At 68.2% G+C, this 24,181-nt stretch carries 22 protein-coding genes; 9 read left to right on the top strand and 13 right to left on the bottom strand.

The window, feature by feature from the left end:
* Positions 1-237: 237 nt before the first annotated feature.
* Positions 238-981: a hypothetical protein gene (locus G1H10_RS02315; RefSeq protein WP_163731974.1), complete on the bottom strand. Its 744-nt coding sequence runs from the start codon at positions 979-981 to the stop codon at positions 238-240.
* 438 nt (positions 982-1,419) lie between these two features.
* Positions 1,420-2,055, bottom strand: coding sequence for a VOC family protein (locus G1H10_RS02310; protein ID WP_163731972.1), 636 nt, complete (start codon positions 2,053-2,055; stop codon positions 1,420-1,422).
* 216 nt (positions 2,056-2,271) lie between these two features.
* Between G1H10_RS02310 and G1H10_RS02305 the strand changes: the two genes are divergently transcribed.
* Positions 2,272-3,624: a transcriptional regulator gene (locus tag G1H10_RS02305; protein WP_163731970.1), complete on the top strand. Its 1,353-nt coding sequence runs from the start codon at positions 2,272-2,274 to the stop codon at positions 3,622-3,624.
* A gap of 115 nt (positions 3,625-3,739) precedes the next feature.
* The gene (locus G1H10_RS02300) at positions 3,740-5,533 is read left to right on the top strand and encodes a type 1 glutamine amidotransferase family protein (protein ID WP_163731967.1); all 1,794 of its coding nucleotides are present in this window, start codon (positions 3,740-3,742) and stop codon (positions 5,531-5,533) included.
* Positions 5,534-5,579: 46 nt separating this feature from the next.
* Here the strand turns inward: G1H10_RS02300 and G1H10_RS02295 are convergent, their stop codons facing one another.
* The 6 genes from G1H10_RS02295 to G1H10_RS02270 form a co-directional block, all read right to left on the bottom strand.
* Positions 5,580-6,836, bottom strand: coding sequence for a DegT/DnrJ/EryC1/StrS family aminotransferase (locus G1H10_RS02295; RefSeq protein ID WP_163732164.1), 1,257 nt, complete (start codon positions 6,834-6,836; stop codon positions 5,580-5,582).
* 137 nt (positions 6,837-6,973) lie between these two features.
* Complete coding sequence (locus G1H10_RS02290) at positions 6,974-9,319, bottom strand: OmpL47-type beta-barrel domain-containing protein (RefSeq protein WP_163731964.1); 2,346 nt, start codon at positions 9,317-9,319, stop codon at positions 6,974-6,976.
* A 186-nt stretch (positions 9,320-9,505) separates the two neighbouring features.
* A complete protein-coding gene (locus G1H10_RS02285) occupies positions 9,506-11,623 on the bottom strand; it encodes a PQQ-binding-like beta-propeller repeat protein (RefSeq protein WP_163731961.1) in 2,118 nt (705 codons plus the stop codon).
* Positions 11,624-11,753: 130 nt separating this feature from the next.
* Entirely contained in the window at positions 11,754-12,668 is a 915-nt protein-coding gene (locus G1H10_RS32695; protein ID WP_216852814.1) for a carbohydrate ABC transporter permease, read from the bottom strand.
* Positions 12,665-13,570, bottom strand: coding sequence for a carbohydrate ABC transporter permease (locus tag G1H10_RS02275; RefSeq protein ID WP_163732158.1), 906 nt, complete (start codon positions 13,568-13,570; stop codon positions 12,665-12,667). The genes G1H10_RS32695 and G1H10_RS02275 overlap by 4 nt, the downstream gene beginning before the upstream one ends.
* Positions 13,571-13,605: 35 nt before the next feature.
* On the bottom strand, positions 13,606-14,871 hold the full coding sequence (locus tag G1H10_RS02270; protein ID WP_163731958.1) for an ABC transporter substrate-binding protein: 1,266 nt from the start codon (positions 14,869-14,871) through the stop codon (positions 13,606-13,608).
* Positions 14,872-15,327: 456 nt separating this feature from the next.
* Here G1H10_RS02270 and G1H10_RS02265 point away from each other — a divergent pair, with 456 nt between their 5' ends.
* Both G1H10_RS02265 and G1H10_RS02260 read left to right on the top strand, forming a co-directional pair.
* Positions 15,328-16,347: an NAD-dependent epimerase/dehydratase family protein gene (locus G1H10_RS02265; RefSeq protein WP_163731955.1), complete on the top strand. Its 1,020-nt coding sequence runs from the start codon at positions 15,328-15,330 to the stop codon at positions 16,345-16,347.
* Positions 16,347-17,408: a dihydrodipicolinate synthase family protein gene (locus G1H10_RS02260; RefSeq protein ID WP_163731953.1), complete on the top strand. Its 1,062-nt coding sequence runs from the start codon at positions 16,347-16,349 to the stop codon at positions 17,406-17,408. The genes G1H10_RS02265 and G1H10_RS02260 overlap by 1 nt, the downstream gene beginning before the upstream one ends.
* Positions 17,409-17,481: 73 nt before the next feature.
* Here the strand turns inward: G1H10_RS02260 and thiE are convergent, their stop codons facing one another.
* Positions 17,482-18,144: a thiamine phosphate synthase gene (gene thiE / locus G1H10_RS02255; protein WP_216852812.1), complete on the bottom strand. Its 663-nt coding sequence runs from the start codon at positions 18,142-18,144 to the stop codon at positions 17,482-17,484.
* Between the two features lie 239 nt (positions 18,145-18,383).
* Between thiE and thiO the strand changes: the two genes are divergently transcribed.
* Genes thiO through G1H10_RS02240 form a run of 3 tightly spaced genes read left to right on the top strand, consistent with a single transcriptional unit; the run spans position 18,384 to position 20,782 of the window.
* Positions 18,384-19,640 carry a glycine oxidase ThiO gene (thiO, locus tag G1H10_RS02250; protein ID WP_163731947.1) on the top strand — a complete coding sequence of 419 codons (1,257 nt, stop codon included), beginning with the start codon at positions 18,384-18,386 and terminating at the stop codon, positions 19,638-19,640.
* 58 nt (positions 19,641-19,698) lie between these two features.
* Positions 19,699-19,923, top strand: a complete 225-nt coding sequence (gene thiS, locus G1H10_RS02245; protein ID WP_163731944.1) for a sulfur carrier protein ThiS — start codon at positions 19,699-19,701, stop codon at positions 19,921-19,923.
* A gap of 37 nt (positions 19,924-19,960) precedes the next feature.
* Entirely contained in the window at positions 19,961-20,782 is an 822-nt protein-coding gene (locus G1H10_RS02240) for a thiazole synthase (RefSeq protein WP_163731941.1), read from the top strand.
* 11 nt (positions 20,783-20,793) lie between these two features.
* Here G1H10_RS02240 and G1H10_RS02235 read toward each other — a convergent pair whose 3' ends face one another.
* Complete coding sequence (locus tag G1H10_RS02235) at positions 20,794-21,579, bottom strand: class I SAM-dependent methyltransferase (RefSeq protein ID WP_163731938.1); 786 nt, start codon at positions 21,577-21,579, stop codon at positions 20,794-20,796.
* 295 nt (positions 21,580-21,874) lie between these two features.
* Between G1H10_RS02235 and G1H10_RS34925 the strand changes: the two genes are divergently transcribed.
* Entirely contained in the window at positions 21,875-22,090 is a 216-nt protein-coding gene (locus tag G1H10_RS34925; RefSeq protein WP_163731935.1) for an FmdB family zinc ribbon protein, read from the top strand.
* Positions 22,091-22,163: 73 nt separating this feature from the next.
* Here the strand turns inward: G1H10_RS34925 and rpsN are convergent, their stop codons facing one another.
* Genes rpsN through rpmB form a run of 3 tightly spaced genes read right to left on the bottom strand, consistent with a single transcriptional unit; the run spans position 22,164 to position 22,874 of the window.
* Positions 22,164-22,469 carry a 30S ribosomal protein S14 gene (gene rpsN, locus G1H10_RS02225; RefSeq protein ID WP_163731932.1) on the bottom strand — a complete coding sequence of 102 codons (306 nt, stop codon included), beginning with the start codon at positions 22,467-22,469 and terminating at the stop codon, positions 22,164-22,166.
* A gap of 1 nt (position 22,470) precedes the next feature.
* On the bottom strand, positions 22,471-22,638 hold the full coding sequence (gene rpmG, locus G1H10_RS02220; RefSeq protein ID WP_163731929.1) for a 50S ribosomal protein L33: 168 nt from the start codon (positions 22,636-22,638) through the stop codon (positions 22,471-22,473).
* Complete coding sequence (gene rpmB, locus G1H10_RS02215) at positions 22,638-22,874, bottom strand: 50S ribosomal protein L28 (protein ID WP_163731926.1); 237 nt, start codon at positions 22,872-22,874, stop codon at positions 22,638-22,640. Before rpmB ends, rpmG begins: the two co-directional genes overlap by 1 nt.
* Before the next feature lie 186 nt (positions 22,875-23,060).
* Between rpmB and G1H10_RS02210 the strand changes: the two genes are divergently transcribed.
* Positions 23,061-24,137, top strand: a complete 1,077-nt coding sequence (locus G1H10_RS02210; RefSeq protein WP_163731923.1) for a CobW family GTP-binding protein — start codon at positions 23,061-23,063, stop codon at positions 24,135-24,137.
* Positions 24,138-24,181: the final 44 nt, after the last annotated feature.

The raw sequence follows: 24,181 nt of genomic DNA, 5'->3' as shown, positions 1-24,181 counted from the left end.
GCGTCATCACCCGCACCGCCTACGGCTTCAAAGACCCCCACGCCCTCATCGCCCTGGCCATGCTCGCCCTCGGCGGATACCGCCCCGCCCTCCCCGGCCGCTAACCCACGGATCGGGACGGAGAGCCCCAAATGATCATGTGAAGTGGGTTTCCTCGTGCACCACCATGTCTGCAGTCCTGGTGGTGCACGAGAAAACCTCTTAGCGCGGGCGGTTACCCTATCGGGCGAGCACGCGCTACCCCTCCGGCCGCGTCGCCGCGCGCCGTCGCCCGGCCTCGCCCCGCCCGAACGCCGCCATGAATCGCTCCCTGACGATCGCATCACGACGGAGGTCGGCCCACGTGAGCCGGACGACGCCATAGCCCATGCCACGTAGGGCATCTTCGCGCCGTTTCTCCCGCCACACCACGTCGGCGGGCTCCTCATCCGGCTCAAGGTAACGCTGGTACTTCGCTCGCCCGTCGAACTCACCCAGTGTGTTCTCCTCCTCGAAGAGGAAATCCGCGCGATAGAGCTCGCCGTCCGCCCCGAGGATCTCCGCCTGCAACCGCGGAGTCGGCAGGCCGATCCGTTCGAACTGTACCCGGGCCCGCGACTCACCGACGGATTCCGACCCGCCGTCGGCGAATGCCACCACCCTTCCGGCGGCGCGGGCTCCTTGCCACGTCCGCATGCGATCCATCACCGCGAGTAGGCGCTCACGGTCGTTCCCGGTACGACGGAGCGCACCATCGGCGACGACGACGGCGGCCTCGAACGGTACATGCCGCGCGACGTCGACGGCGGTGCGTTCCGGTCCGGTGACCGTCACCCCGTCGACGTCGCAGAGTTCGTCGTCGTTCAAACCTGCGGCGTGGTGCACGACGCCTGCTTCGACGCGGGACGCGTGCAGATCGGCACGGGTCACATGGACCATCGACAGGTCCACTCCCCAGAGTGGCAGGTCCAGCAGGGCGGCGGCCGTGACGTGGCTCGGCACGGCCGGCACCTTCAACTGATGCACGACCGCCGCCGCCCTCGCACGATGCCTTGCCACCTCATCGAGGGACTCCCAAAGGTCAGCTTCCATGTACGCTCCGCGTCGAACGGTTACCCATTCGCCGGCTCGTCGGCGTCGCCCGATCTCGTCGTCCGTGTATCCGGCGTCGAGCAGTTGCGGACGGTACACGACATGGTGCTGTTGAGCGGCTCTTGCCTGCAGGAGTGCGTCCACGTGGGCGATCTTCGTCGCCGGAGCAACGGAACGAAAGCCCGCACCCGCATTTGTGGATAAGTAGGGGTCGCGGGAGACATGGCTGTGGATAACGTGCCGCCGGTCACCGTGGCGCCGTACCAGGTCTTCTCGTGCTCTACCAGGGCTGCAGACCTGGTAGAGCACGAGAAAACCCACTTCACATGATCATTTAGGGCGGGAGGGCTAGAGGGTGACGAGGCCGGAGGGGGTGAGGAAGTTGACCGCCTGCAGGCCGGGCTGGCCGTTGACGTTGCTCCACACCACGTTGACGTCCTCCAGCGGGTGCGATTCCGGTTCGCCCAGCCACTGGGCCACCCGGTGCGGGTCGCCGGCGATCTCCAGCCCCACCAGCTGCACATCATGCCCGCCCACCGACGGATGGTGTCCCGGGTCCGACTCCCAGCGCACGAAGAACGGCAGTTGCGGATCGTTGATCAGGCCCTTCACGCCGATCTGCTTCCACAACAGCTCGACGCCGTCCGGCCGCTTCCGGTTCCCCTGCACGGCCGGCCGCTCCAGCCGCCGCTCCACCGCGCTCAGGTCATCCACGGCGACGACCCAGCCGAGCCAGCCGCCGCCCATCTCCGAGCGTGCCTTCACCGCCTGACCGAACGGAACACGATCGGCCGCCGGGTGGTCCAGAACCGCCACCACCTCGACGTAGTGACCTCCGATGAGCGGGAGTACCCGGTTCCGCGTGCCGAAGCGAGGGTGCAAGCCGCCGTCGACGAATTCGACGCCGAGCCGGTCTGCCAGCCGCTGGGCGGTCGCATCCAGCCCATCCGGTCCGGCCGCATAAGAGACGTGATCAAGCCGCATATCCGCATCGTCCCAGCTTCGGTTTTCCGTACGTTGTTCAGGCTGCCCTAATCCGCTCAGACCTACCCCGGCGACGGTCGGCGTCAGTACGCTAGTCGGATCAAGCCCGTTCTCGCACGTGGCCGCCACCTCCGGCCGAACGGACAGCCCTGAACGGCACAATAGGTACGTGTCAAAATTGCCTTCTCGGGATGACGACGCAGGCAGGAGCGGATCATGCACCAACCGGGCAACGGTACGCGCGAAGAGGTCACGGTAGGCGTGGTCGGCGCCGATGAGATCGTCCATCGCATCATGGCGGTAGCCCGGGAATCGGGCAACCCGTCCTGGCGGTTGATCGCCGCCGTCTACGACGATGAGCAGGACGCGCACGCGCAGGCGATGAAGATCGCGTCCCGCGTGGACGTCTGCCTCTTCGCCGGCCCCCTCCCCTACGACGTCGCCACCAGGCACGGCGACCTCCCGGTGCCGGCCACGTATGTGCCCGTCGGTGGCTCTGCCCTGTACGGCACGCTGCTCCGCGGCACCCTCGAAGGCACCTTCGATCCGCTGCGGATCAGCCTGGATTCCGTTCCCGTCGACGACGTTCGCGCCGCCTACCAGGAGATCGGCCTCGATGCCCGGCACGTGCACGTGCAGCCGTACGCCGGCCCCGACTCGGCCAGCACGTTCCTGGCGTTCCACCGGGATCTCTACGACCGGGGGGAGACCACGGGTGCGGTGACCACCGTGCCCACCGTGGCCGCCGCCCTGGCCGACGCCTCGATCCCGTCGCTGAAGATGACGCCGGCCGGCATCACCATCCGGCACGCCTTGCAGACCGCCACGCTGGTCGGCAGCGGCGCAAAGCTGGAAGAGTCCCGCATCGTCACCATGATCGTGCGGGTGCCTAGTGGGGCGCTGCCCGCACATGCCAGCCCGAGCAACTACTGGTATCAGGAACTGAAGCTCTCGCTGCATCGGGAACTGCTCCGCGACGCACGGCCCATGGACGCCGCCGTCCTCGTCCGCGACGAGCACAGCTACCTGATCGTCACCACCATGGGATCGCTCAACATGGCGACGGACGAGCTGAACGTGGCTCCGTTCCTGGGCCGGATCTCCGCCGAGCTCGGCATCCAGCTGGAGCTGGGCATCGGCCTGGGCCGCTCCACCCGCGAGGCGGAACTGAACGCCCAGGCGGCCGTGGACAAGGCGTCCGCGGCCGGCGGCGGCACCGCATACCTCGTCGGCCCGGGTGAGACCGTGCTTCAGCTCCCCGCGGCCCGCCAGCAGGGCCCGTCCGCCGCCGCGCACGCTCCGGTGAAGGACTCCAAGGCGCTCGACGTGCTGGCGCGGCTGGCCGAGAAGCTGGAACAGGAGAACGACACGGAGCGGATCGTCGACGCCGAGCGGGTGGCGGACATGCTCGGAGTCACCCTGCGGACCGCTCGGCGCATGCTGCACACCCTGGTGGACGAGGGCCTGGCGTGGCCGATGCCCCCGGCCCGTTCCAGCAAGGTGGGCCGCCCGCCGCGTCCCTATCAACTGCTGGTGGAGAAGATGCCCGGGCGGACCGGGAACGGCTGACCCTGCGGCGGCATCGGATCTTAATATGGTCTGGCCTTAATTTCATTTACGCTCGCCTGTATTATCTCCTTTCACAGCGGCAGCTGATCTACACGGCCGGCAAAGGAGATCCGCCATGTCGACAGACCGGACCATCGCAGTTGTACTCGATGCCGCGGGCACCGCGTCCGCCAGCGCCGACGGGTCGGTGGCGTGGTGGCGATACGCCACCGAGGTGCTCGACCACGTCCGGTTGCCCTACCGTCGCCTCGACCTGGTGGACGAGACAGCCACCGGCGACTACGTCGGCCTCCTTGTTCTCACCCGCACGCCCGCGCTCGACGACGCCGCGATCGACCGGCTCGCCGCCTGGGTGCGCGCGGGCGGAGCGCTGCTCACCGTAGGCGAACCCGGCGCGCTCGCCGAGGTCGCCGGGGTCAGCACCGCCGGGAGCGTCGACGACGGGCATGTACGTGTGGCCCATGACGACGACGCGTGGACCCAGGCGCCCGATGTGCCGGTGCACGCGATCGGCGGCGTCCGCCTCCAGCCCGCCGACACCACCGTACGGGTGCTGGCCACGTGGGACGACGGCGATACGGCCGCCATCACCGCCCGCCGCGTCGGCGCCGGCGTGGTCGTCTGCTGTGCAGCCGACGTGTGGCAGAGCATCGTCCGCATCCAGCAGGGATACCCTGTGCACCACGACGGACAGCCCGCCGCCGACGGCTCCGCGCCGATCGACGACGGAATCCTCAAGTGCGAGGACGGCCTCGCCCTCGACTTCACCGCCGACCGTGCCCTCCCGCCCGGCGAGCCGGCCATGCAGACGTACGAACATACGATCCCGCCGGCCAGCGGCCTGCCGATGTTCCACCGGCCGCATGCGGACCTGTGGCGCTCGGTGTTCCTGCAGATCCTGTGGTGGACGGCCGACCAGGTGGACGTCGTGACGCCGTGGCTGCATTACTGGCCGGCCGGGGTGCCGGCGGTGGGGCACATGTCGCACGACGCCGACCAGAACGTCGAGGAGCACGGGCGCACCGCGCTCGAGGTCTTCGACGAGGCCGATGTGTCCGTCACGTGGTGCCAGCTGTACCCGGGCGGCTACCGGCCGGAGACGTACGCCGCGGTCTCCGCCGCCGGCCACGAGCAGGCGTTGCACTACAACGCCATGCACGACGCCGACATCGCGACCTGGGGATGGCCGCAGTTCCGCGCCCAGTACGCGTGGGCACAGGCCGTGACCGGCACCGAACGGATCGTCTCGAACAAGAACCATTACACCCGGTGGGAGGGATGGACCGAGTTCTACGACTGGTGCGAGCGCGTCGGAATCGAGATCGACCAGTCCCGCGGCCCCAGCAAGCAGGGCACGATCGGCTTCCCGTTCGGCACCACACATGTCTCGTTCCCGATCGCGGGAGCCGATCAGGGCTACCGCTACTACGACGTGCTCAACCTCCCGTTGCACACGCAGGATCTGGCGCTGGCGGGCCACGAGAGCATCCGGGACGTCATCATCGACGCGGCGCTGGCGCAGCACGGTGTCGCACACTTCCTCTTCCACGGCCCGCACCTGCACCGCCGGCCCGCCACCCGCAAGGCCTGCCTCGCCCTCGCCGACGAGGTCCGCCGCCGGGGCATGCAGTGGTGGACCAGCGGGCGCATCAACGCGTGGGAACGCCGACGTCGCGGAGTGCGGCTGGCGGTCCAGCGCGCCGACGACGGCTGGCGGGTGAAGACGATCGCCGACGAAGGGCTGCCCGGCGCCGGAATCCTGCTTCCGTTCCCGGAGCGTGCGGACCGGAACCCGTATCGGCTCCAGGACGGCGACGGCACCGTGACTCCGGTCCGCCGCCACGGCCGCGAGTTCCTGGAGCTCACCGTCGACATCCCCGCCGGCACGGCGTCCTGGACCGTCGCGTAGCAGGCCTGGGACGCCGCACCACCGTCGACGGGGCGCCTCGCTCCGGTCAGGATGCCGGGGCGAGGGCCGCGTGCGTCTTGCGAACCGCGGTGATGATGTCCGCCACGTCGTCGTCGGTGTAGTTCTCGTTCCACCCGAGCACGAGCAGCCGCTCGTCGATCAGCCGCTCGGTGACCGGGCAGAGGCCGGGCTCGTAGCGAGGAACGACGGACGCGGGCGGCACGGCCAGCGGGAAGCCGGATTCGCCGTACGTCCGGCGCTCGGTGAGCATCGGCGTCAGGTAGAGCGGGCGCTGGATGTACCCGGACGTGGCGGGGATTCCCTCGGCCGTCAGCACCTCGGCGTATCGATGGGCGTCCGCCCCGGCGCGAGCGGGATCGATGAACAACGGGAAGAGCCAGTAGGTGGCACCTTCGTGCGCGCCGGCCGAGAGCCCCGGCAACCCGTTCACCACGGCGGTCAACGCCTCCGCGCGCTTCCGCCGGTCGTCGACGACGGTCCGCAGCTTCTTCAGCTGTTCCCGGGCGACGGCGGCCTGCAACTCGGTCATGCGGTAGTTCAGACCGAGGAACAGGTGTGTCCGCTCGTCGGTGTCCCGGGGCCACGCCTTGTCCGCGAACAGCCGCGCGCGCCGGCCGAGCGCGGGGTCGTCGGTCACGGTGAGTCCCCCGTCACCCGCGGTGATGTGCTTGGTCTGCTGCAGGCTGAAGCAGCCGAGGTGTCCCACCGTCCCGGCGAGCGCACCGTCCGGTGCACACCGGGTGAGATAGGCCTGTGCACAGTCCTCGATCAGCACGATGCCATGCTCGTCGGCGAGCGCGCGCAATTCGGTCACCGGAGCGGGCTGGCCGAACAGATGGACGGCGATGATCGCGCGGGTCCGGTCGGTGATCCGGTCCCGCACCGAGTCGACGTCCAGGTTTCCGGTGTCGGGATCGACGTCGGCGAACACCGGAACGGCGTTCTGCATGAGGATCGGCAGCACCGTGCCCGCATCGGACAGGCCGGTGGTGATGATCTCGTCGCCCGGTTCGGGATCCGCGGCCGCCACGGCGAGGTGGATCGCAGCGGTGCCGGAACTCGACGCCGCGGCGTGCGCCACCCCCATGTAGTCAGCGAACTCCTCCTCCAGCCGGCGTGTCTCCACGCCGATCGTGCTGTTGAGGGCGCCGCTGCGCAGCACCCTTTCGGCGGCAGCCACCTCCTCGTCCCCGAGCCTGCGTCCGGCTGCCGTCGACACGCTCGGCAGCGGAGCGGTGCGCACGGGGGTGCCGCCGTCGACGGCAAGCCTCCCGGAATCCATCACGTCTTCGTCCTCTCCGAATCCCTCATGCCGACCCTCACCGCTTGCGACGACGAGGACGTCCCGACCGACCCGGCCGAGCGGGGAAGCGCCACGACCACCGCTTCCCCGCTCGGCCAGGCCCCATCATGCGAGTCTCAGTCTTCGATCGTGAACGAGACCGACTCGATCGCAGACGGGATCCACGCATGATCGACGGCGCGGTACTCCACAACGTGCTCGCCCGCACCGTCGACCACGATCGCGCGACGATATGTCTGCCAGGAACCGCCGTCGACGCGGTAATGGATCGCGGCCACGCCCGTATCGTCATCCGAGGCGGACAGCTTGATCACCCGGCGGCCACGCGAGACGTCGCCGTTCGGGCGGACCTGGGCCTGCACCGTCGGCGGAGTTGTGTCCTCGGGCAGCTGGTACCGCATCAGATGCGTACTCAGGCCGATGAAGTACAGGTCACCGTACCGATCCATGGCCAGGTGCCGGGCCACGGCCCCGTCGCCCTCGATGCTCGTCGTGCCGTCGTAGAGGACGGTCATCTCCTCGGTGACCCGGTCGAAGACGAACAGCCGCTCGCGCGTGACACCGAACATCCGGCCGTGATCGATCAGCAGCATGTGCTCGTTGCCGTACCGGCTGCCGTCCGGCTCGTCGAACAGCACGACCGTCCGCACCACGTTCCGTGTACCGGGGTCGAACTCGAACAGCGTTCCCCCGGCCAGGCCCCAGATGTGTCCGTCCTCGGCGACGACGAGACCGGCCACGGTCGGCGCACCGGCCACCGGCACCGTCTCGAATACCGTTTCCCCGGTCGCCGGATCCCAGCCGAACAGCTTCGCCTCCGGCGTCACCGGGTCGATGCCGTACCCGCCGTTGATCGAGGTCCCGCCGTACAGCAGGCCGTCGTCGTGCAGCGCCAGCGACACGGGGGTCTGGTTCTCCACCACTCCGCGGAAGACCTCCACGTCGTTGGTGTCCGGGTCCCAGAGCGTGATCGCACCGTTGTGCCGACCCGTGACCGGCACCGATGCCACGGCTACCCGGTCCTGAAGTTCGACGAACGACTGGCACCGGTTCTGTTCGTATGCATCGAGATCGACCGCGGCCCCCGGGTTGGTACCCATCCTCCAGGGCTGGTCGAGGTCGAACCGGTACAGCCGTCCCTGCGGGTAGCGACCGAACACCAGGTCACCCTGGAAGGTGCCGAAACCCTCGATCTGGCTGGTGCCGCTCAACAGCACGTGCTCGCCGACGTCCGGATCCCACTGCCCCATCCCGGGCGGGCTGAGGTACGCACCGCTGTAGATGTTGCCCTCCGGCCCGGCGCCGATAGACACCAACTGGGCACCCGCCCCCATCAAGGACGGCTGATGGTAATAGCCCGCCCCGGACGCGGGGTGGCGCGCGTAGATCCGTCCGTTGTTCCAGTACGTCAGCGCCAGCGCCAGGCCCGGAACGTCGGGGTCGTCCAGATCCACCCAGGCCCATGACTCCGGAGAGGCGTTCGGGCCCCATCCGATGGATTCCAGCGCACCGGTGGAGAGGATGTAACGCTTGATCTGGCCACCCGATCTCAGATAGATGGCGTCGCCGTTCTCGGGGTCGATCGGAGAGACACCATACCCACTGACGCTCGGGATCTCGGCCGTCCAGGTGTCCGTCGTCAGATCGCGGACGTAGGCCCTGCCACCGGTGACCACGAACAGCCGATCGCCCCGGACGTCGATCGAGTTGATCTTGCTGTCGACCGAGCCGTCGGGGAGCTCCACCTCGGTGAAGGCGCCAGTGCTCAGGCTGTACCGGGCGAGACGCCCGTTCGGCTGGGTCCCGACGTAGATGTCGTCGCCCACCTGCCGGACGGCCCCGATGTACTGCTCACCCGGTAGGGCCTGTCCGTGTTCGGTGACCTCGCCCGTCGCCGGGTCATACGAGAACAAGATCCCGCCCGGGTACGTGCCGCCCCACACGACCCCGTCGTCGCCGACGCCGATCTCCCATATCCGCTGGCCATCGACGGCCTGGCCCAGGTGCTCCACGTCGGTGTTCCCTGGCTGGTACCGATAGAGTTCACCGCTGTCGGCCGTGCCGAAGTACACGTCGCCGTTGGTCGGGGAGACGCCCATCGTTCGCTGGCTCGACCGGCCCGCCGGGATGCGAACGTCGACGATGGTCTCCTTCGACCGGATATCGACAACTGCGAACTCACCGGGGGTCGTCGGGTTGCCCTCGATGAAGAAGTACCCCAGCGGCTCGCCATCCGGGCCGGTGCCCAGCGCCGAGCTGAGCGCCTGCGTCTTGTGGACCGGTTCGCCGAGGTCCTCCGCGGAGGTGGTCCCGGCCGCAAACGCCGTGGCACCGGCCGCCGACGAGGTCGCCATCGCGTGCAAGGGTGTTCCGCCCACGGTCAGGGCGGCGGCGCCCAATCCGCTCATCTTGAGAAAGGTGCGTCGGTCCGTCGTTCTGATCGTGCGTACGTGTTCGGTCATGCGTACGTCTCCTTCACAGGTGAGCAACTGACGAGTTCGGCTTCGGTGACCACGGAGGTGGGGAGGGAGAACGTCTCGGCCAGGGTAGGCGCGGGCGTCGGCGTGGGAGCAGCCTCCGGGGTAGGGTCGACTACTTCGCCGCGGGCCAGGACGGGACTCATCTCCATCCCCACCGGCTAAGACGGCTCAGTCGGTGACCTCCGTCCGATACAGGGTCGCGCCGGATGACATCACCAACCGCCCGTCGTCGACGACGGTGACCAGGCGGTAGGGGAACTCGCCGAGATCGGCGACGTGGCCATTGGTGGTCCGCACCCGGAACAGACGACGTGCGACGTTGACGTACAGCGCGCTCGCTCCCGGCACGCGCTGTACACCGCCGGCCAACGAGGGGAAGGTCATGCCGGACGTGTCGACGTCCCCCGGCAGCTCGATCTGGGCGGTGACCTGTCCGGTGTGCGGGTTGAGGCGGAGCAACGTCGTGCCGGCCAGCGTCCACAACCGTCCTTGCGGATCGAACACGACGCCGACGTAGCTGGGGGCGCCGTCAAGCGGCGACACCTGCCACAACACGCGATCCTTCTTGGGGTCGTACGCCAGGACGGTGCCTTCGGACTGCGGCGGCTCGGAGGTTCCGGTGCCGCCGTTGACCCAGCTGCTCGCGTACAGCACGCCGCGCCGCACCGTCAGCGAGGTGAACGCGCGTTCCGGTGCCAGCCCTTCGCGGATCACCACGTCGCCGCTCTTATCGTCGTAGATCGTCAGCGTGCCGCCGAAGGCCGAGCGCTTGGGACCGGTTGCAGCAAACGTCAGCGAACCGCTGCGGGCGAGCGCGAACACCCGGTCCTGCGGACCGCCGTCGTAGGAGGAGAAGTCCCAGAGCTTCACCGGGTTCACGTCCGTGCCGGGTGGTCCGGGGTTGTAGTCGGGATCGTTGAACTCGGCGTCTGGGTCGTAGCGGTACCCGCGTGCGTCCGGATACGCGCCCAGCCATACCTCGCTGCCCTCATCGAGAATGGACTCGGTCTGCGACCAGCGATGGAAGTCGGCGGTGCCATCGTCGACGTCGACATGGGCGAACCCGCCGAGATACCCGCCCGCCCAGACGCCGCCGTCGGCCGCCGGAGCGAGCGACAGCACCTCGATCGGCTCACCCGGCACATCGGTCTGGACGATCCGCGACTCGCCGGTGGCGGGGTTGAACCGCCAGGCCTCACCTCGCCAGAAATATCCGGTCAGCGTCTTGCCGGGCCAGGCCGGATCATCCAGCTCGACCCAGCCCACGCCGCGATAGTTGTACACCCGCCCCGGATAGACCAGCGAGGTCTCGGCCAGCTCGCCGCTGTCCGGATGGTAAGCGGTAAGCACGTTCTCGCGCATCATGTAGATCTCGCCGTCCGGTCCCGGCTCCGGCAGGCTCAGCCCGGCCACCTGGGTGATCGGCTCGTACCACGTCTCACTCGCCAGGTCGTAGCCGAAGACGGGAGCGTGTTTGATGTCGGTTCCGACCCGCACATAGAAGCGCCCGCCGGAGACGTCCACGTCGAAGATCGACGACTGCGGGTCATCCGGTCGAGCGCCGTCCGGGAGCGGGATCTCGCGGACATCGCCGCTCGCCGGCTCCACCTCCAGGAAGTGAGCCGGCGTCATGGTGCCGATGTAGAGCTTTCCGTCGTGGGCGGTGATGGTCCGCGCCTGCTGGGTGTCGGTCACCAGCCGCCCGTAGTCCTGGACGTCACCGGTGGCCGGATCGTACGCGTACAACATCGCGCCGGGGTAGGTGACGCCGTAGATGCGACCGTCCGGGCCGATGGTGATGTCCCACAGGAACGTCTGACCTGGCAGCGGCTGGCCGAGGTCCTCGATCGTGTCGCTGCCCCACGCCTTCCGATACAGCCGTCCCTGGCTGTAGGCGGCGACGTAGACGTCACCGTTCGGATACACCTGCACCGAGTACGAGCCGCCCGAGTTCGCCAACGGCTGGGTCCACAGCACCTCGTGGGTGTTCGCGTCGGTCGCGGCGAGGGTCGCGGGGTCGCCGATGATGACGCCGTAGACCACTGGGCGTCCGTCCGGCGTCGTCGTGACGGCGGCGCCGATGAGATTGACGTCCTTGAGCGGTTGCCCGAGCCGGACCGGCTCCGCCAGCGCAGCCGTGGGCGATGCGGGCGCCGAGGCCGCCGGGCTCGCGAACGCCGCCGCCGACGCTGTGGTCAGCGCGCCGGCCAGCAGGGTCCGGCGGGTTACCGGGCTTCCGTTTCCGCGGGAGTGAGCCGTGCTGCTGTTGTTGGAGCGATCGTGCATCACACATCCTCCTCGTTGTGCGGTGATCCCCCGTCGTCGCGATGGCGCGCGCTCGCCGTCGGCGGGCGCGGCGATCCGGCCGGTGGCTCAGCCGATGGCCGGTGTCATGATGCGTCGTCCGGCCGGGCGGTCAGCCCTTGATGCCGGACATGGTGACGCCTTCCTTGAAGTACCGTTGCCCGATCAGATACGCCATGAAGATCGGCACGAACGCCACGACCGACCCGGCAAGCACCACGTTGAGCGGCACGTTCTCCGCGTTCATTGAGGCCAGACCGGTGGTGAGGGTACGCATATCGTTGCTCTGCCCGATGATCAACGGCCACAGGAAGTCATTCCAGTGCCAAAGGAAGACGAACACCCCGAGCGTCGCCAGGATCGGTTTGATCAACGGAAGCACGATGGACGTGTACATCCGCCATTCCGAACAGCCGTCCACCGTCGCGGCCTCGAACAGTTCGTCCGGGAGCGATTTGATGAACTGCCGCATCAGGAAGACCGCCTGCGCGTTCGCCAACGTCGGCAGGATCAGACCCCAGTACGTGTTCACGCCCTGGGCATTCGAGATCAGAATGAACACCGGCACGACGGTGATGTGGTACGGCACCATCAGCATCGCGATGAACGACCAGAACATCACCTCCTTACCGGGGAACCGCTTCTTCGCGAACGCGTAGCCGGCGAGGGAAGAGAAGAAGAGTACCCCGACCACCGAGACCGCCGAGTAGACGAACGTGTTCAGCGTCCAGCGGAGCAGGCTGTTGGCGCCGATCACGCGGTCGTAGGCCTCGAACGAGAGACCCCAGGGGGCGAGGCTGTCGGGCAGCACCACCGGTCCGACCGGCTTGAACGACAGCACGACCATCGCGTAGAAGGGGAACAGCGTCACAGCGGCGGCGACGAACAGCAGCACCCCGCGGGCGATCTTCGCCGAGCGCCGCGGCTCGAGGGCGCGGTACGGCCGGGGTCGCCGGCCGCCTCGTGCGCCGGTCCCGGAGCTTCCGGGCGTCGACGGGGTCGTTGTGCTGGCGGTGTGGTGGGTCACCGTTCTCTCCCCAACGTCATCCGCTGGATCATGGCCACGATGAACGTCATGACGAACAGGGCAAGGCCGATCGCGGAGGCGTAGCCGAAGTCGAAGTATCGGAACGCCTGGTCGTACAGCTGGTAAACGAGGACGTAGCTGGAGTTCGCCGGCCCGCCCCCGGTCATGACGTACACAGTGTCGAAGATCTGGAACGTGAACGTGGTCTCGATGATGCCGAGGAAGAACAGCGCCGGGTACAGCTCCGGCAGGATGATGTACCGGAACCGGTGCCACGCCCCGGCTCCGTCGGCGAGTGCCGCCTCCTCGAGCTCGCGCGGAATGTCCTGGAGCCGGGCCAGCAGGATGAGCATGCCGAATCCGAACCGGCTCCAGACCGCCACGACCACGATGGCCGGAATCACCAGCGTCGTGTCCGACAGCCAGGACTGGTCGGGAAGCCCGAACCACCCCATCACCGACGACCACGGGCCGCTCTCGGAGAAGATCCAGGTGAACACGATGCCGGCGAGCACGAGACTGGTGATGACCGGCAGAAAGAAGATGGACCGGAACAGCTTGGAGCCGCGGAAGGCACGACGCACCAGTAGCGCCATGCCCAGCGAGCTGAGGATCGACAGTGGCACGGCGAGCACTGCGATCGTGAGTGTGGTACGCAGTGCTCGCCAGAACAGGGGATCCTCGCTGAGCCGGCGCAGGTTCTCCATGCCGACCCAGTTGGTGTCGGCTCCGATCGTGTAGTCGGTGAACGCCAGCACACTACCGGCGACCGCGGGGCCGAACCGGAACGCGAGGAAGAGCAGCAGGCACGGCAGGACGAACAGAAGCGCGATCCGCGCCTCCCGCCAGCGCGCTCCGCGCACTCCTCGACGTGTCCTGGGCAGCGTGTCGACCGACACCATCACACCTGACTCCCTGTGTCCTTCGACTCGTCGCGTTATCGGAGCACCGACTGCGCCGCGGCGGCGGCGTCGTCGAGCGCCTGCTGCGGCTCCTTCTCGCCGATCAGCACGGCCTGGATCTCGGGCGCGAGCACGCCCATCACCTCGCGCGCCGATTGGTGCAGCGGACCGACGGTGGTCAGGTCGACGTACTTCTCGGCCTCACCGAGCAGCGGGTCCCCCTCGTACAGCGAGCCGGTGGACTCCTTGACCGGGAGGAACCCGGACGCCTCATCGTACTCAGCGGCCCGCTCGGCATCGGTGACGAAGGAGATCCAGGCGCCCGCGGCGTCCTTGTCCTCGGCCGACGCCAGCATCGACAGCGAGCCTACCGTGCCGTACGCCACCTGCTCGGTGTTCGTCAGCGGCGGCAGGACGACGATGTTCTCCTCGCCCCAGAAGTCCGTCAGGTGCTTGCCCTCGCTGTGCCACTGGCACGCCACCTTGCCCTGAGCGAGTTTGGTCTGCTCGATCGGCGGGTTGCCGGTGAGCAGATCCTCGGGGACGTAGCCTCCTTCGACCATCTCCTGCAGGAAGGTCAGCGCCTCGACGCCTGCCTCGCTGTTGAAGGTGACCTCGGTGCCGTCCTCGTTGAAGACGTCGCCGCCCGCCTGCCAGAGCAACGGGTAGAAGGTCAGGTTCAACGTCTGGTCCACGTGGCCGCTGTAGGCGAACATGTAGTACCCGGCGTCCTTGAACGTCGGTGCCATCTCGCGCAGGTCGTCCCAGGTCTCCGGGTATTCGCTCTGGCCCACGTCGTCGAAGACGGCCTTGTTGCAGCTGAGCGTCACGGCGCTCGCGAGGATGGGCGCACCCATCAGCTGGCCGTCGATGGTGGCCGCCTCGAGGGCGTTCGGTACGTAGTCCGCCTTGGCCTCGTCGGAGAGGTAGTCGTCGAGCGGCTCCAGGTTGCGCGCGTAGCCCGGCAGTTGGTCGGGGATGAGGTAGACCACGTCCGGCGCGCTGTTCCCGGCGATGGCCGTGGACAGTGCCTGGTCCCGATCGGCCCACGGGAAGATCTCCACGGTCACGTCGACGTTCGGGTATTCCTCACCGAACGCCTCGACGGTGTCGTCCCAGAACGTGCGGTGTTCGGTCTCGTCGGCGATCACCGGATAGGTCCACATCGTCACCGAGCCGGAGACCTCGCCGGGCTCGGCGCTTCCGGTGTTCGTGTCGTCGCCGTCGTCACCGCCGCAGGCGGACGCCAGCATGAGCGTGCTGAGCGCCGCCGAGGTCATCAAGACCTGTCGAGTTCGCATTGGTCTTCCTTCCTGATCCGAACGAGTGGCCGCTGACGCTCTCTGGCCAGATGTGTGCGAGCCGTCCAATCCCGGCGCGCCGAGACGGATGACGCTCAGATGCATGTCGCCAGACACTATTACAGTCATCGGTTGAGCACAATAGGTCCCTGCCGAAAATAACGCTCGGTGGTAAACGACGCCCGTACGGCCCGCCTCCGACGCCCGCACGCCGCTTATCGTGCGATAACTTGACCCATTCGGGCAGGCAAAGTCGACCGTCATGACGCGGCGGCACGAGGCGACCGATACCCGACCGTTACGGCATCGACATTAACGGCCATCTGTATCTTGACTTTCAGGCTGTCTCTAAATGAGACTTGGGCATGGCCAACCCCAGGGTCATGGCCAACCCCCGCAACGTCACGACGGTGTGCCGGCAGCCGGGCCGGACACCGACGAGCCCCTGGAAGGTACATGGTGCAGAGCGTCGAAGAGCTGGAAGAGCGTCTATCGCGGCCACGAGCTGCATTGATCGAGGATCTGCGCAAGCTCGACGGAGACGTCGTCGTGCTCGGCGCCGCCGGAAAGATGGGCCCGAGTCTGGTGCGGCTGGCCGCCCGAGCGATATCCGAAGCGGGCACCGGTGCGGATGTGATCGCGGTCTCGCGCTTCTCACAACCCGGCTCCGCGGACGCGCTTCGCGCCGCCGGCGCTCGGGTCGTTCCCGCGGACATCACCGACGACGACGCGCTGGCCGGCCTGCCGGACGCAGAGAACGTGGTGTTTCTGGTAGGCGCCAAGTTCGGCGCCACCGGGAATGAGCCGGCCACGTGGGCGACCAATACGTACCTTCCCGGCCGAGTCGCCGAACGGTATGCCGGATCCCGGATCGTCGCCCTCTCGACGGGCAATGTCTACCCGCTCACGCAGACCGGCAGCGGCGGACCCACCGAGGACCATCCGGTCGGCCCGGTCGGCGACTACGCCATGTCCTGCCTGGGACGAGAGCGGATCTTCACGCACTTCGCCACCACCCGGCAGACACCCACGGCGCTGATCCGACTGAATTACGCGGTAGAGCCTCGTTACGGGGTTCTCGTCGACATCGCTCGCCAGGTCCACGCGGGCCGGCCGGTAGACCTGACCACCGGCTATGCGAATGTCGTCTGGCAAGGCTACGCGAACGAGGTCATCCTGCGTTCCTTACTGCACGCCGACGTTCCGCCGTTCCTGCTCAACCTGACCGGCCCGGAGACGATCTCCGTGCGCAGCGTGGCCGAGCAGTTCGCCCGGGCGTTCGGAACCGATGTGCAATACACCGGAACGGAGGCGGCCACGGCCCTGCTGTCGAACGCGGGCCGCTGCCACGGACTGTTCGGTTACCCGGACGTACCCCTTGCGGAACTGGTCGAGATGGTGGCCGACTGGCTCCGCAATGATCTTCCCCTCCTGGACAAACCGACCAAATTCGACGTCCGGGACGGCCAGTTCTGATGGCCGACACCGCAGCCCCGCCACTCGCGACCGATCGTCAGGAATCGATGAAAACCTTCCGCACCGGCACCGTCATCCCCGCTCACCCACTCGCGCTCGACGCCGAACGACGCATCGACGAACGCCGTCAGCGCGCCCTCACCCGCTATTACCTGGAAGCCGGCGCGGGCGGCATCGCCGTGGGCGTGCACACCACGCAGTTCGCCATCCACGAGCCGCAGCGTGGCCTGCTGCGCCCGGTCCTCGAGCTCGCCGCCACTACCAGCACCGAGTACGCGGATCGGGCTCCGGTGCTGGTCGCGGGCGCGTGCGGCCCGACCGACCAGGCGGTGGCCGAGGCCGAGCTCGCCGCCTCGCTCGGCTACGACCTGGTCTTGCTCGCCCCGTACGGCGCGACCGATCTGAGTGACGACCAGCTGCTCGACCGCACCCGCGCGGTCGGCGAGGTTCTTCCGGTCATCGGGTTCTACCTGCAGCCGGCGGTAGGCGGACGGGCGCTGCCCCGGCCGTTCTGGCGGCGGCTCGCGGATATCCCGTCCGTCGTCGGCGTCAAGGTCGCGCCCTTCGACCGCTACGCGACGTTGGACGTGGTGCACGGCATCGCCGACTCCGACCGGGGTGATGACGTCACCTTCTACACGGGAAACGATGACCACATCGTCGGCGACCTGCTGGCCACCTATCCGACCGGGGCGGAGTTCGTCGGCGGCCTGCTCGGGCAATGGGCGGTATGGGTGCACAGCGCGGTCAACCTGCTGGAGCTGACCCGCCGGGCGAAGGCCGGCGATGACGACGCGCTGCGACAGGCGGTCGCGACGGACACCGCGCTGACGGATGCGAACGCCGCCATCTTCGACGCCCGCAACAACTTCCACGGCTGCATCCCCGGCATCCACGAGGTGCTGCGTCGTCAAGGCCTCCTGCTGGGCACCTGGTGCCTGGACGAGAAGGAGGATCTCGGCCCAGGCCAGCTCGCGGAGATCGATCGGATCTGGGCGGCCTATCCGGAGCTCCGCGATGACGACTTCATCGCCGAGCACCTCGACGGTTGGCTGCGCTGACCAGCGGTTGAGGTCTCGCTCGCCGACGTCGCCTCCGGCCGGTGAGGACGCGTGTCCTCGCCGGCCGGCGATGTCAGCGGGCCGGCTCCACCAACACGGAGCGCAACCTGGCGGCCGCCTGTTCGGGGTCCGAGGCCTGAGTGATCGCGCGGACGACGACGACCCGTCGGGCACCGGCGTCGACGACCTGCTCGATGTTGCTCTGATCGATGCCCCCGATGGCGAACCACGGCGTGCGCGGCTCCGATTCCGCAACCGCGCGGACCGTCTCCAGCCCCACCGCGGCACGTCCCTCCTTCGTCGGCGTCGGCCAGACCGGCCCGACGCAGAAGTAGTCGACGTGCGGGTCGGCATCGGCTTCGGTGGCGAGCTGCACCGAGTCGGTGGACCGGCCGAGGATCACGTCCGGGCCCAACAACTGCCGTGACGCACCCACCGGAAGGTCCCCCTGACCGGTGTGGAATACCGTGGCACCGGTCAATCGGGCGACGTCTGCGCGGTCGTTCACCGCGACCAGCGCACCGTACTCAGCGGCGACGCGCGCCACCAGCGGCTGCAGCTCCAGCTCGTCCTTGACGTCCAGGGTCTTGTCCCGTAACTGGACGATATCGACGCCGCCGCTCAGTGCGGCGTGCAGGAACTGCTCGAGGTCACCGCTGTCGCGACGGGCGTCGGTGCACAGGTACAGACGGGCGCCGGCCAGCCGCTCACGGTTCGGATCTGTGGACGTGTTCATCGCCGACGAGTCTGACATGTCGGCTGCGCGAGCGACTCGGCTGGCCGACTCTACCGGGTGGCGGCGTACTGTGGACCCAAGAGCACGGGAGCCCGCCCCGCCCCCATGATCATGAACATTTACCGTGCCATGAGAACGGTAAATGTTCATGATCATGGGGTGGGTGGGGGCTGAGAGGGCCGAGTCGGCCGACCGTCGTACCTGATCTGGATCATGCCAGCGAAGGGAGCTATCCGGATATGGGAGCCCAGACATCCGTGGCCCTGCCGCCGGACGCGTTCTCCGAACACCCCACCGACGCCCTGGTCATCGGCTGCGGGATCATCGGGGCCTCGATCGCGTGGCGGCTGGCGGGCCGTGGCCTGACGGTACGCTGCCTGGACCCGGAGCCGGGAGGTGGCGCCACCTTCGCCGCGGCCGGGATGCTCGCCGCCGTCGCGGAGAGCACGTTCGGCGAACACGACCTGATGCGGTTGAACGTCGAATCGGCCGGGCTCTGGCCCGGGTTCGCAGCCGAGTTGGAGTCGGAGACCGGGCACCCGACCGGGTATCGGCGGACCGGAACGCTGACGGCGGCCTTCGACTCGGATGATCGTCGGCAGCTCCGACGGGTGCTGGCCCTGCAGCGTCAGTGGGGCCTGAACGCGGTGGAGATCGATGCCACGGAGGCCCGCCGGATGGAGCCGTCGCTGGGACCGCGAGTGGCCGGTGCCGTGTGGGCGGCCGACGACCACGAGGCGGATCCGCGGGCCGTCCACGCGGCGCTGATGGCCGGGCTCTCCCGCCGTGACGTCGAACTCGTCCCGCGCCGCGCGGTCGCCCTGCTCACCGAGCACACGGAACGGGTGACCGGTGTGCTCGACGACCGCGGCCGGCCACATCGGGCCACGACGGTAATCCTGGCGGCCGGCTGGGGCAGCAAAGCGGTCGCGTCCGGCCGCCTCCTGGCCGCCACCGGGGACGGCCCCGGCGACGCGGCCGTACTCGGGCCACCCGGACTCGACGTGCCGACCCGGCCGGTGAAGGGACAGGTGGTGCGGCTGGATGCCCGCCATGAACCCTCGTTCCGGCTCCACCACGTTCTCCGGGGTATCGTCCAGTCTCGGCCGGTCTACGCGGTGCCTCGCGAGAACGGCGAGATCGTCGTCGGTGCCACCAGCGAGGAGCAACCGGACGATCGGATGATCACCGCCGGTGGACTGTTCGCGCTGCTGCGGGATGCACGGGCGCTGATCCCAGGGCTGGATGAGCTGCCCGTCATCGACACCACCGCACGAGCGCGGCCGGGAAGCCCGGACAACGTCCCGCTGATCGGCGACTCCGGTGTTCCCGGCCTGTTGCTGGCCACCGGCCACTACCGGAATGGGATCCTGCTGGCACCGCTGACCGCGGCAGCCGTCGCCGATCGGTGCCTGCACGGTGCGTTCCCGGACACGGTCTCGCCCGCCGACCCGGCTCGCTTCGCCGATACTCATCGTTCCATGGCCGCGTCATGACGGCGCCTGCGCGCGAGGCAACGAGGTGCCGGACGACGTGGCAGGAAGGAGAACTCCGATGACCGTCAGCATCATCGTCAACGGCGACGAGGTCGCTTTCGACCGACGACCGAGCGTCGAAGACGTGGTGGCGCGGGCCCTTGCCGATGTCGACGGCGCGTCCGGCGGCCGTGGCATCGCCGTCGCCGTCAACAGCGACGTCGTTCCCCGCAGCAGCTGGGCGACGACACCGGTGGACACCGGCGATCGGGTCGAGATCCTGGCCGCCACCCAAGGAGGTTGACGATGCGCAAACACACGCGCGCACGAGGAGGACATTCATGAACGCCACTCCGGACGCGGTCAACGGCGCGCACGCCGCCGGCGATCCGCTCGTCATCGCCGGCCGGACGTTCTCATCCCGCCTGATCATGGGGACCGGAGGAGCCCCCAGCCTCGCCGGGCTCGAGGCCGCCCTCGTCGCATCCGGAACGGAGCTGACCACGGTCGCCCTCCGCCGAGTCCACACAGGCACCGAAGGTTCCGTCTGGGACCTGCTGGAACGCAACGGTATTCGGGCGCTGCCGAACACCGCCGGCTGTTTCACGGCGAGCGAGGCCGTGCTGACGGCGAAACTGGGCCGCGAAGCGTGCGAGACCGACTGGGTGAAGCTGGAGGTCGTCGCCGACGACGTCTCCCTGCTGCCAGACCCGATCGAGCTCGTCTCCGCGGCCCGCACGCTGGTCGACGACGGCTTCACCGTCCTGCCGTACACGAACGACGATCCGATCCTGGCGCGCAAGCTCGCGGACGTGGGGTGCGCCGCGATCATGCCGCTCGGTGCGCCGATCGGGACCGGGCTTGGCGTGCTCAATCCGCGCAACATCGCCGCGATCGTCGCGGAGTCCGAGGTGCCAGTGGTGCTGGATGCCGGTATCGGGACCGCGTCGGACGCGGCTCAGGCGATGGAGCTCGGGTGCGATGCGGTCCTGCTCGCCACGGCGGTCACCCGGGCCGCCGATCCGGTCCGGATGGCACGTGCCATGCGGCACGCCGTGATCGCCGGACGAGAGGCGTTCCATGCCGGCCGGATCCCGCGCCGTGAGGAGGCGCTCGCCTCCTCGCCGACGGACGGGCGAGCCAACCTCGATCTGGCCATGTAGCCGGTAGCTGGTCAGGTACGCCGGCAGATCATCATCTCGGTCGTGGGGCTCTCGTCGGCCCGGATCACCAGCCGGCGCTCGATCGGGAACAGCGCGGCGCCCGCCAGCCATCCGGTCGGCGGCGTCAGCGTGGCGGCTCGCAGCGCTCCGCCCCATAGCTTGCGCCATATGGGCGGCGCATCGACCTGCGCGTTCATCAGGTAGAGCATGGGCACGCGCCGTTCGACCCGCAGGCCAGCGTCCTCCAGGGCCGAGACGATCCACGGCATGGTGCGATTGACTTGGTGCTCGGTGTATTCAGGCCCGCGATGCAGGAAGTTCTCCGACAGCACGGCGTAGCCACCGGGTCGGAGTACCCGGGCGAGATTCTGTACGGCGGCCAGGTAACGATCGTCATCGGTGATGTGGAACAGGACATCCATGCACGACACCGCGTCGAACGACGCTGCCGGGAGCTCGTCCTGCGCACGGCTGACATCCGCACGGACGAACTTCACGTCCGGGTGCCGCTCGCGTAACCGTTCGACCGCCGCGTCGGTGAGGTCGCTGCCCACGACGTCGCCGATTCCGAGCTGCTTCCAGCACCGGACGTACACGCCGGTTCCGGAGCCGACATCCAACACTCTGCTCGTGGCACCCAGGGCAAGAGAACTCGCTTCACGCAGGAACACCTCCCGCCGCACGCGGTACACCCAGGCGTTGAACTGTCGACCGAGCGCGTGATAGCCGACGCCGCTCTCGGTCCAGTCCGCCGCAAGCCGCCGTTCCCAGAACGCCTTCTCATCGATACGAGTCATCTTTTTCATAGTCCCCGGGTAACGAAACGATTACACCTCGAGTTTCGCCCAGTGGACGTTTCTCACCCTCGCGCCGCTCCCAGCGCGCCGGCATGAGCGCACAGCCCCGGCGCCGATCCCGCCCACGCGGCACATACATCGACCGAAACTGTCGCCCAATGACGGATCGACTCCGGCGGATTGTTGATTTTGAGAATCGCTATCATGTATCGTCGTCATGTCGGGGCGCGGTCGGTCTCTTGCCCGGGTGGATCGCGCCCCGGCTACCGGCATCAGCCAGGGTTACACTGGATCCGTGCCGACATACGAGTTTCGCTGCCGGGCCTGCGGTTCGACGTTCGACGTCTCGCGCCCGATGGATTCAGCGAATGAGCCCGCACACTGCCCCGCCGGGCACGAAGACACCGTCAAGCTCCTCACAACGGTAGGGATCGCAGGCCGTACGCAAGGCCCCGCAGCCTCCGGTTCCGGAGGCGGATGCTGCGGAGGAGCGTGCGGCTGCGGCCGCTGACCGCCCGCCGAACCCGGCGCGGCGGTACGCGGGTACGGCCATCACCCGTCGACAGGGCGGCGCCACCGGGCGCTCACCAGCTCGATTTCGTCACTCCCGGCAACTCCCCTCGGTGTGCCATCTCGCGCAACCGGACGCGGGAAAGGCCGAACTTCCGGTAGACGGCACGCGGCCGGCCGTCGACCACGTCGCGATTGCGCAATCTCGTCGCGCTGGCGTTGCGCGGCTGCCGGGACAGTTCGCGGCGGGCGGCCACGCGCTCGTCGTCGGTGGCGCTGCTGCTGGCGATGATGCGCTTCAGTTCAGCTCGGCGCTCGGCATAGCGCGCGACGACCTCTCGCCGCTGCCGGTCGCGAGCGATCTTACTCTTCTTCGCCATCTCAGCGTTCCTCCTTGAAATCGACGTGCCGGCGCACCACCGGGTCGTATTTGCGCAGCACCATCCGGTCCGGGTCGTTACGGCGGTTCTTCCTGGTCACGTAGGTGTATCCGGTACCCGCCGTCGAACGGAGTTTGATGATCGGGCGCAGGTCAGCCGACTTGGCCATCAGATACGCTCCCCTCGGGCTTGAATCTCCCGGACGACGGCGTCGATACCGCGCCGATCGATCGTCTTGATACCGCGAGCACTCACCGTGAGGGTGACGTACCGCCCCAGCGACGGCACCCAGTACCGCTTGCGCTGGATGTTCGGGTTGAACCGACGCTTGGTGCGCCGATGCGAGTGCGAGATGCGGTGACCGAACGCCGGTACGGTGCCGGTCACCTGGCAGTGGGCAGACATAGTGACTCTCCTGTTCAGACTCTGCCCGGGCCTTCGGGAAATTATAGATAATGATTCTCGATACTGCTACCTCGAGTCACGAAGGCATAGCCGGGCAGCGGTGACGTCGGCACGCCGAGCGACTCATGATACGGTCATGTGAGATCCGTTCTCATTAATGTACGTCGAGACTAGAACCGAGGCGCTGTGCCTGCACCACTGCCGTTGACCATCCTGTCGACCGTTGACCCAGTTCTCCGCGATTCCACGGCATTCACGATCGCGCTCGACGCCCCGGGCACCGTCGTGCTGAGCTACGTCATGAAGCCGCACGGGATCCTGCGGACCATCTCGGACACGAGCGGCGTCCTCGAATCCGACGAGATCCACCTCGAGCACGTCTGCCTCAACTGCGCCCTGCGTGAGGACGTCATCCCCACCTTGATGCGGCTATCCGAGCTCGAGCGCTGGCGCGCCGCCGTGCTCGCGTTGCCGGTGGGCGCCGAGCCCATCGCCGTGGCAGAGGCACTTGCGGCCGTCGAAGGAGACATCCGCGTCGCCAGCGTCATCTCGGTCGTCGATCTCTCCACGCTGGAGAACGACGTCCTCGGCGAGGACTTGCTCGGCGAACGGGGCCAGGGCATGTCCGGCGACGACCAGCGCGCGGTGGGCGAGGCGCTCGCCCACCAGCTCGAGTATGCCGACATCGTCATCTCCACCGATTCCGCCGAGCCGGATGCGCGCAGTTCAGCGCTGTTGGAGCAGCTACGCAGCCGCGATGCCCTTCGCTGGAGCGGAGTCGATGAGCTCGCCGTCGCCGAGGTATTCGGCCACCACCACGATCCCCATCGATCCGCACGCCGGATGGATCCGCGTCACGTCGCGCCGAGTCTCTCGGCCGGGCTTGTCGACGGTGTCTGGACGCTCGACCTGCAGTCGCCCCGCCCCTTCCACCCCCGCCGGCTCATGGAGTCGATCGAGGAACTCGGTGCGGGCCGGATCCGTGCCCGCGGGCGCTTCTGGCTGCCCACCCGTCCCGACACGTTATGCGTCTGGGACGGCGCCGGCGGCCAGCTCGCGATCGGAGACGGCGGCCCGTGGGGTGACATCGAACCGAGCACCCGCCTCGTCATCACCGGAACCGGCGACGAGCGACGCCGGCTCCGCCGCGCCTTCCACCGCTGCCTGCTGACTAATGCCGAGTTCAACGCCGGCGACACCCGATGGCAGGAAATCGACGACGGCTTCTCACCGTGGCTGGGCGACTACTCCGCCGCTGCGTGAGGCCTGCCGTCAGGTTCAGGAAAAAGTAAGCCCGGCCCCCAGAA

Source organism: Phytoactinopolyspora halotolerans, assembly GCF_010550675.1.
Taxonomy (GTDB): domain Bacteria; phylum Actinomycetota; class Actinomycetes; order Jiangellales; family Jiangellaceae; genus Phytoactinopolyspora; species Phytoactinopolyspora halotolerans.
This window is presented reverse-complemented; position numbering and strand designations above follow the sequence as displayed.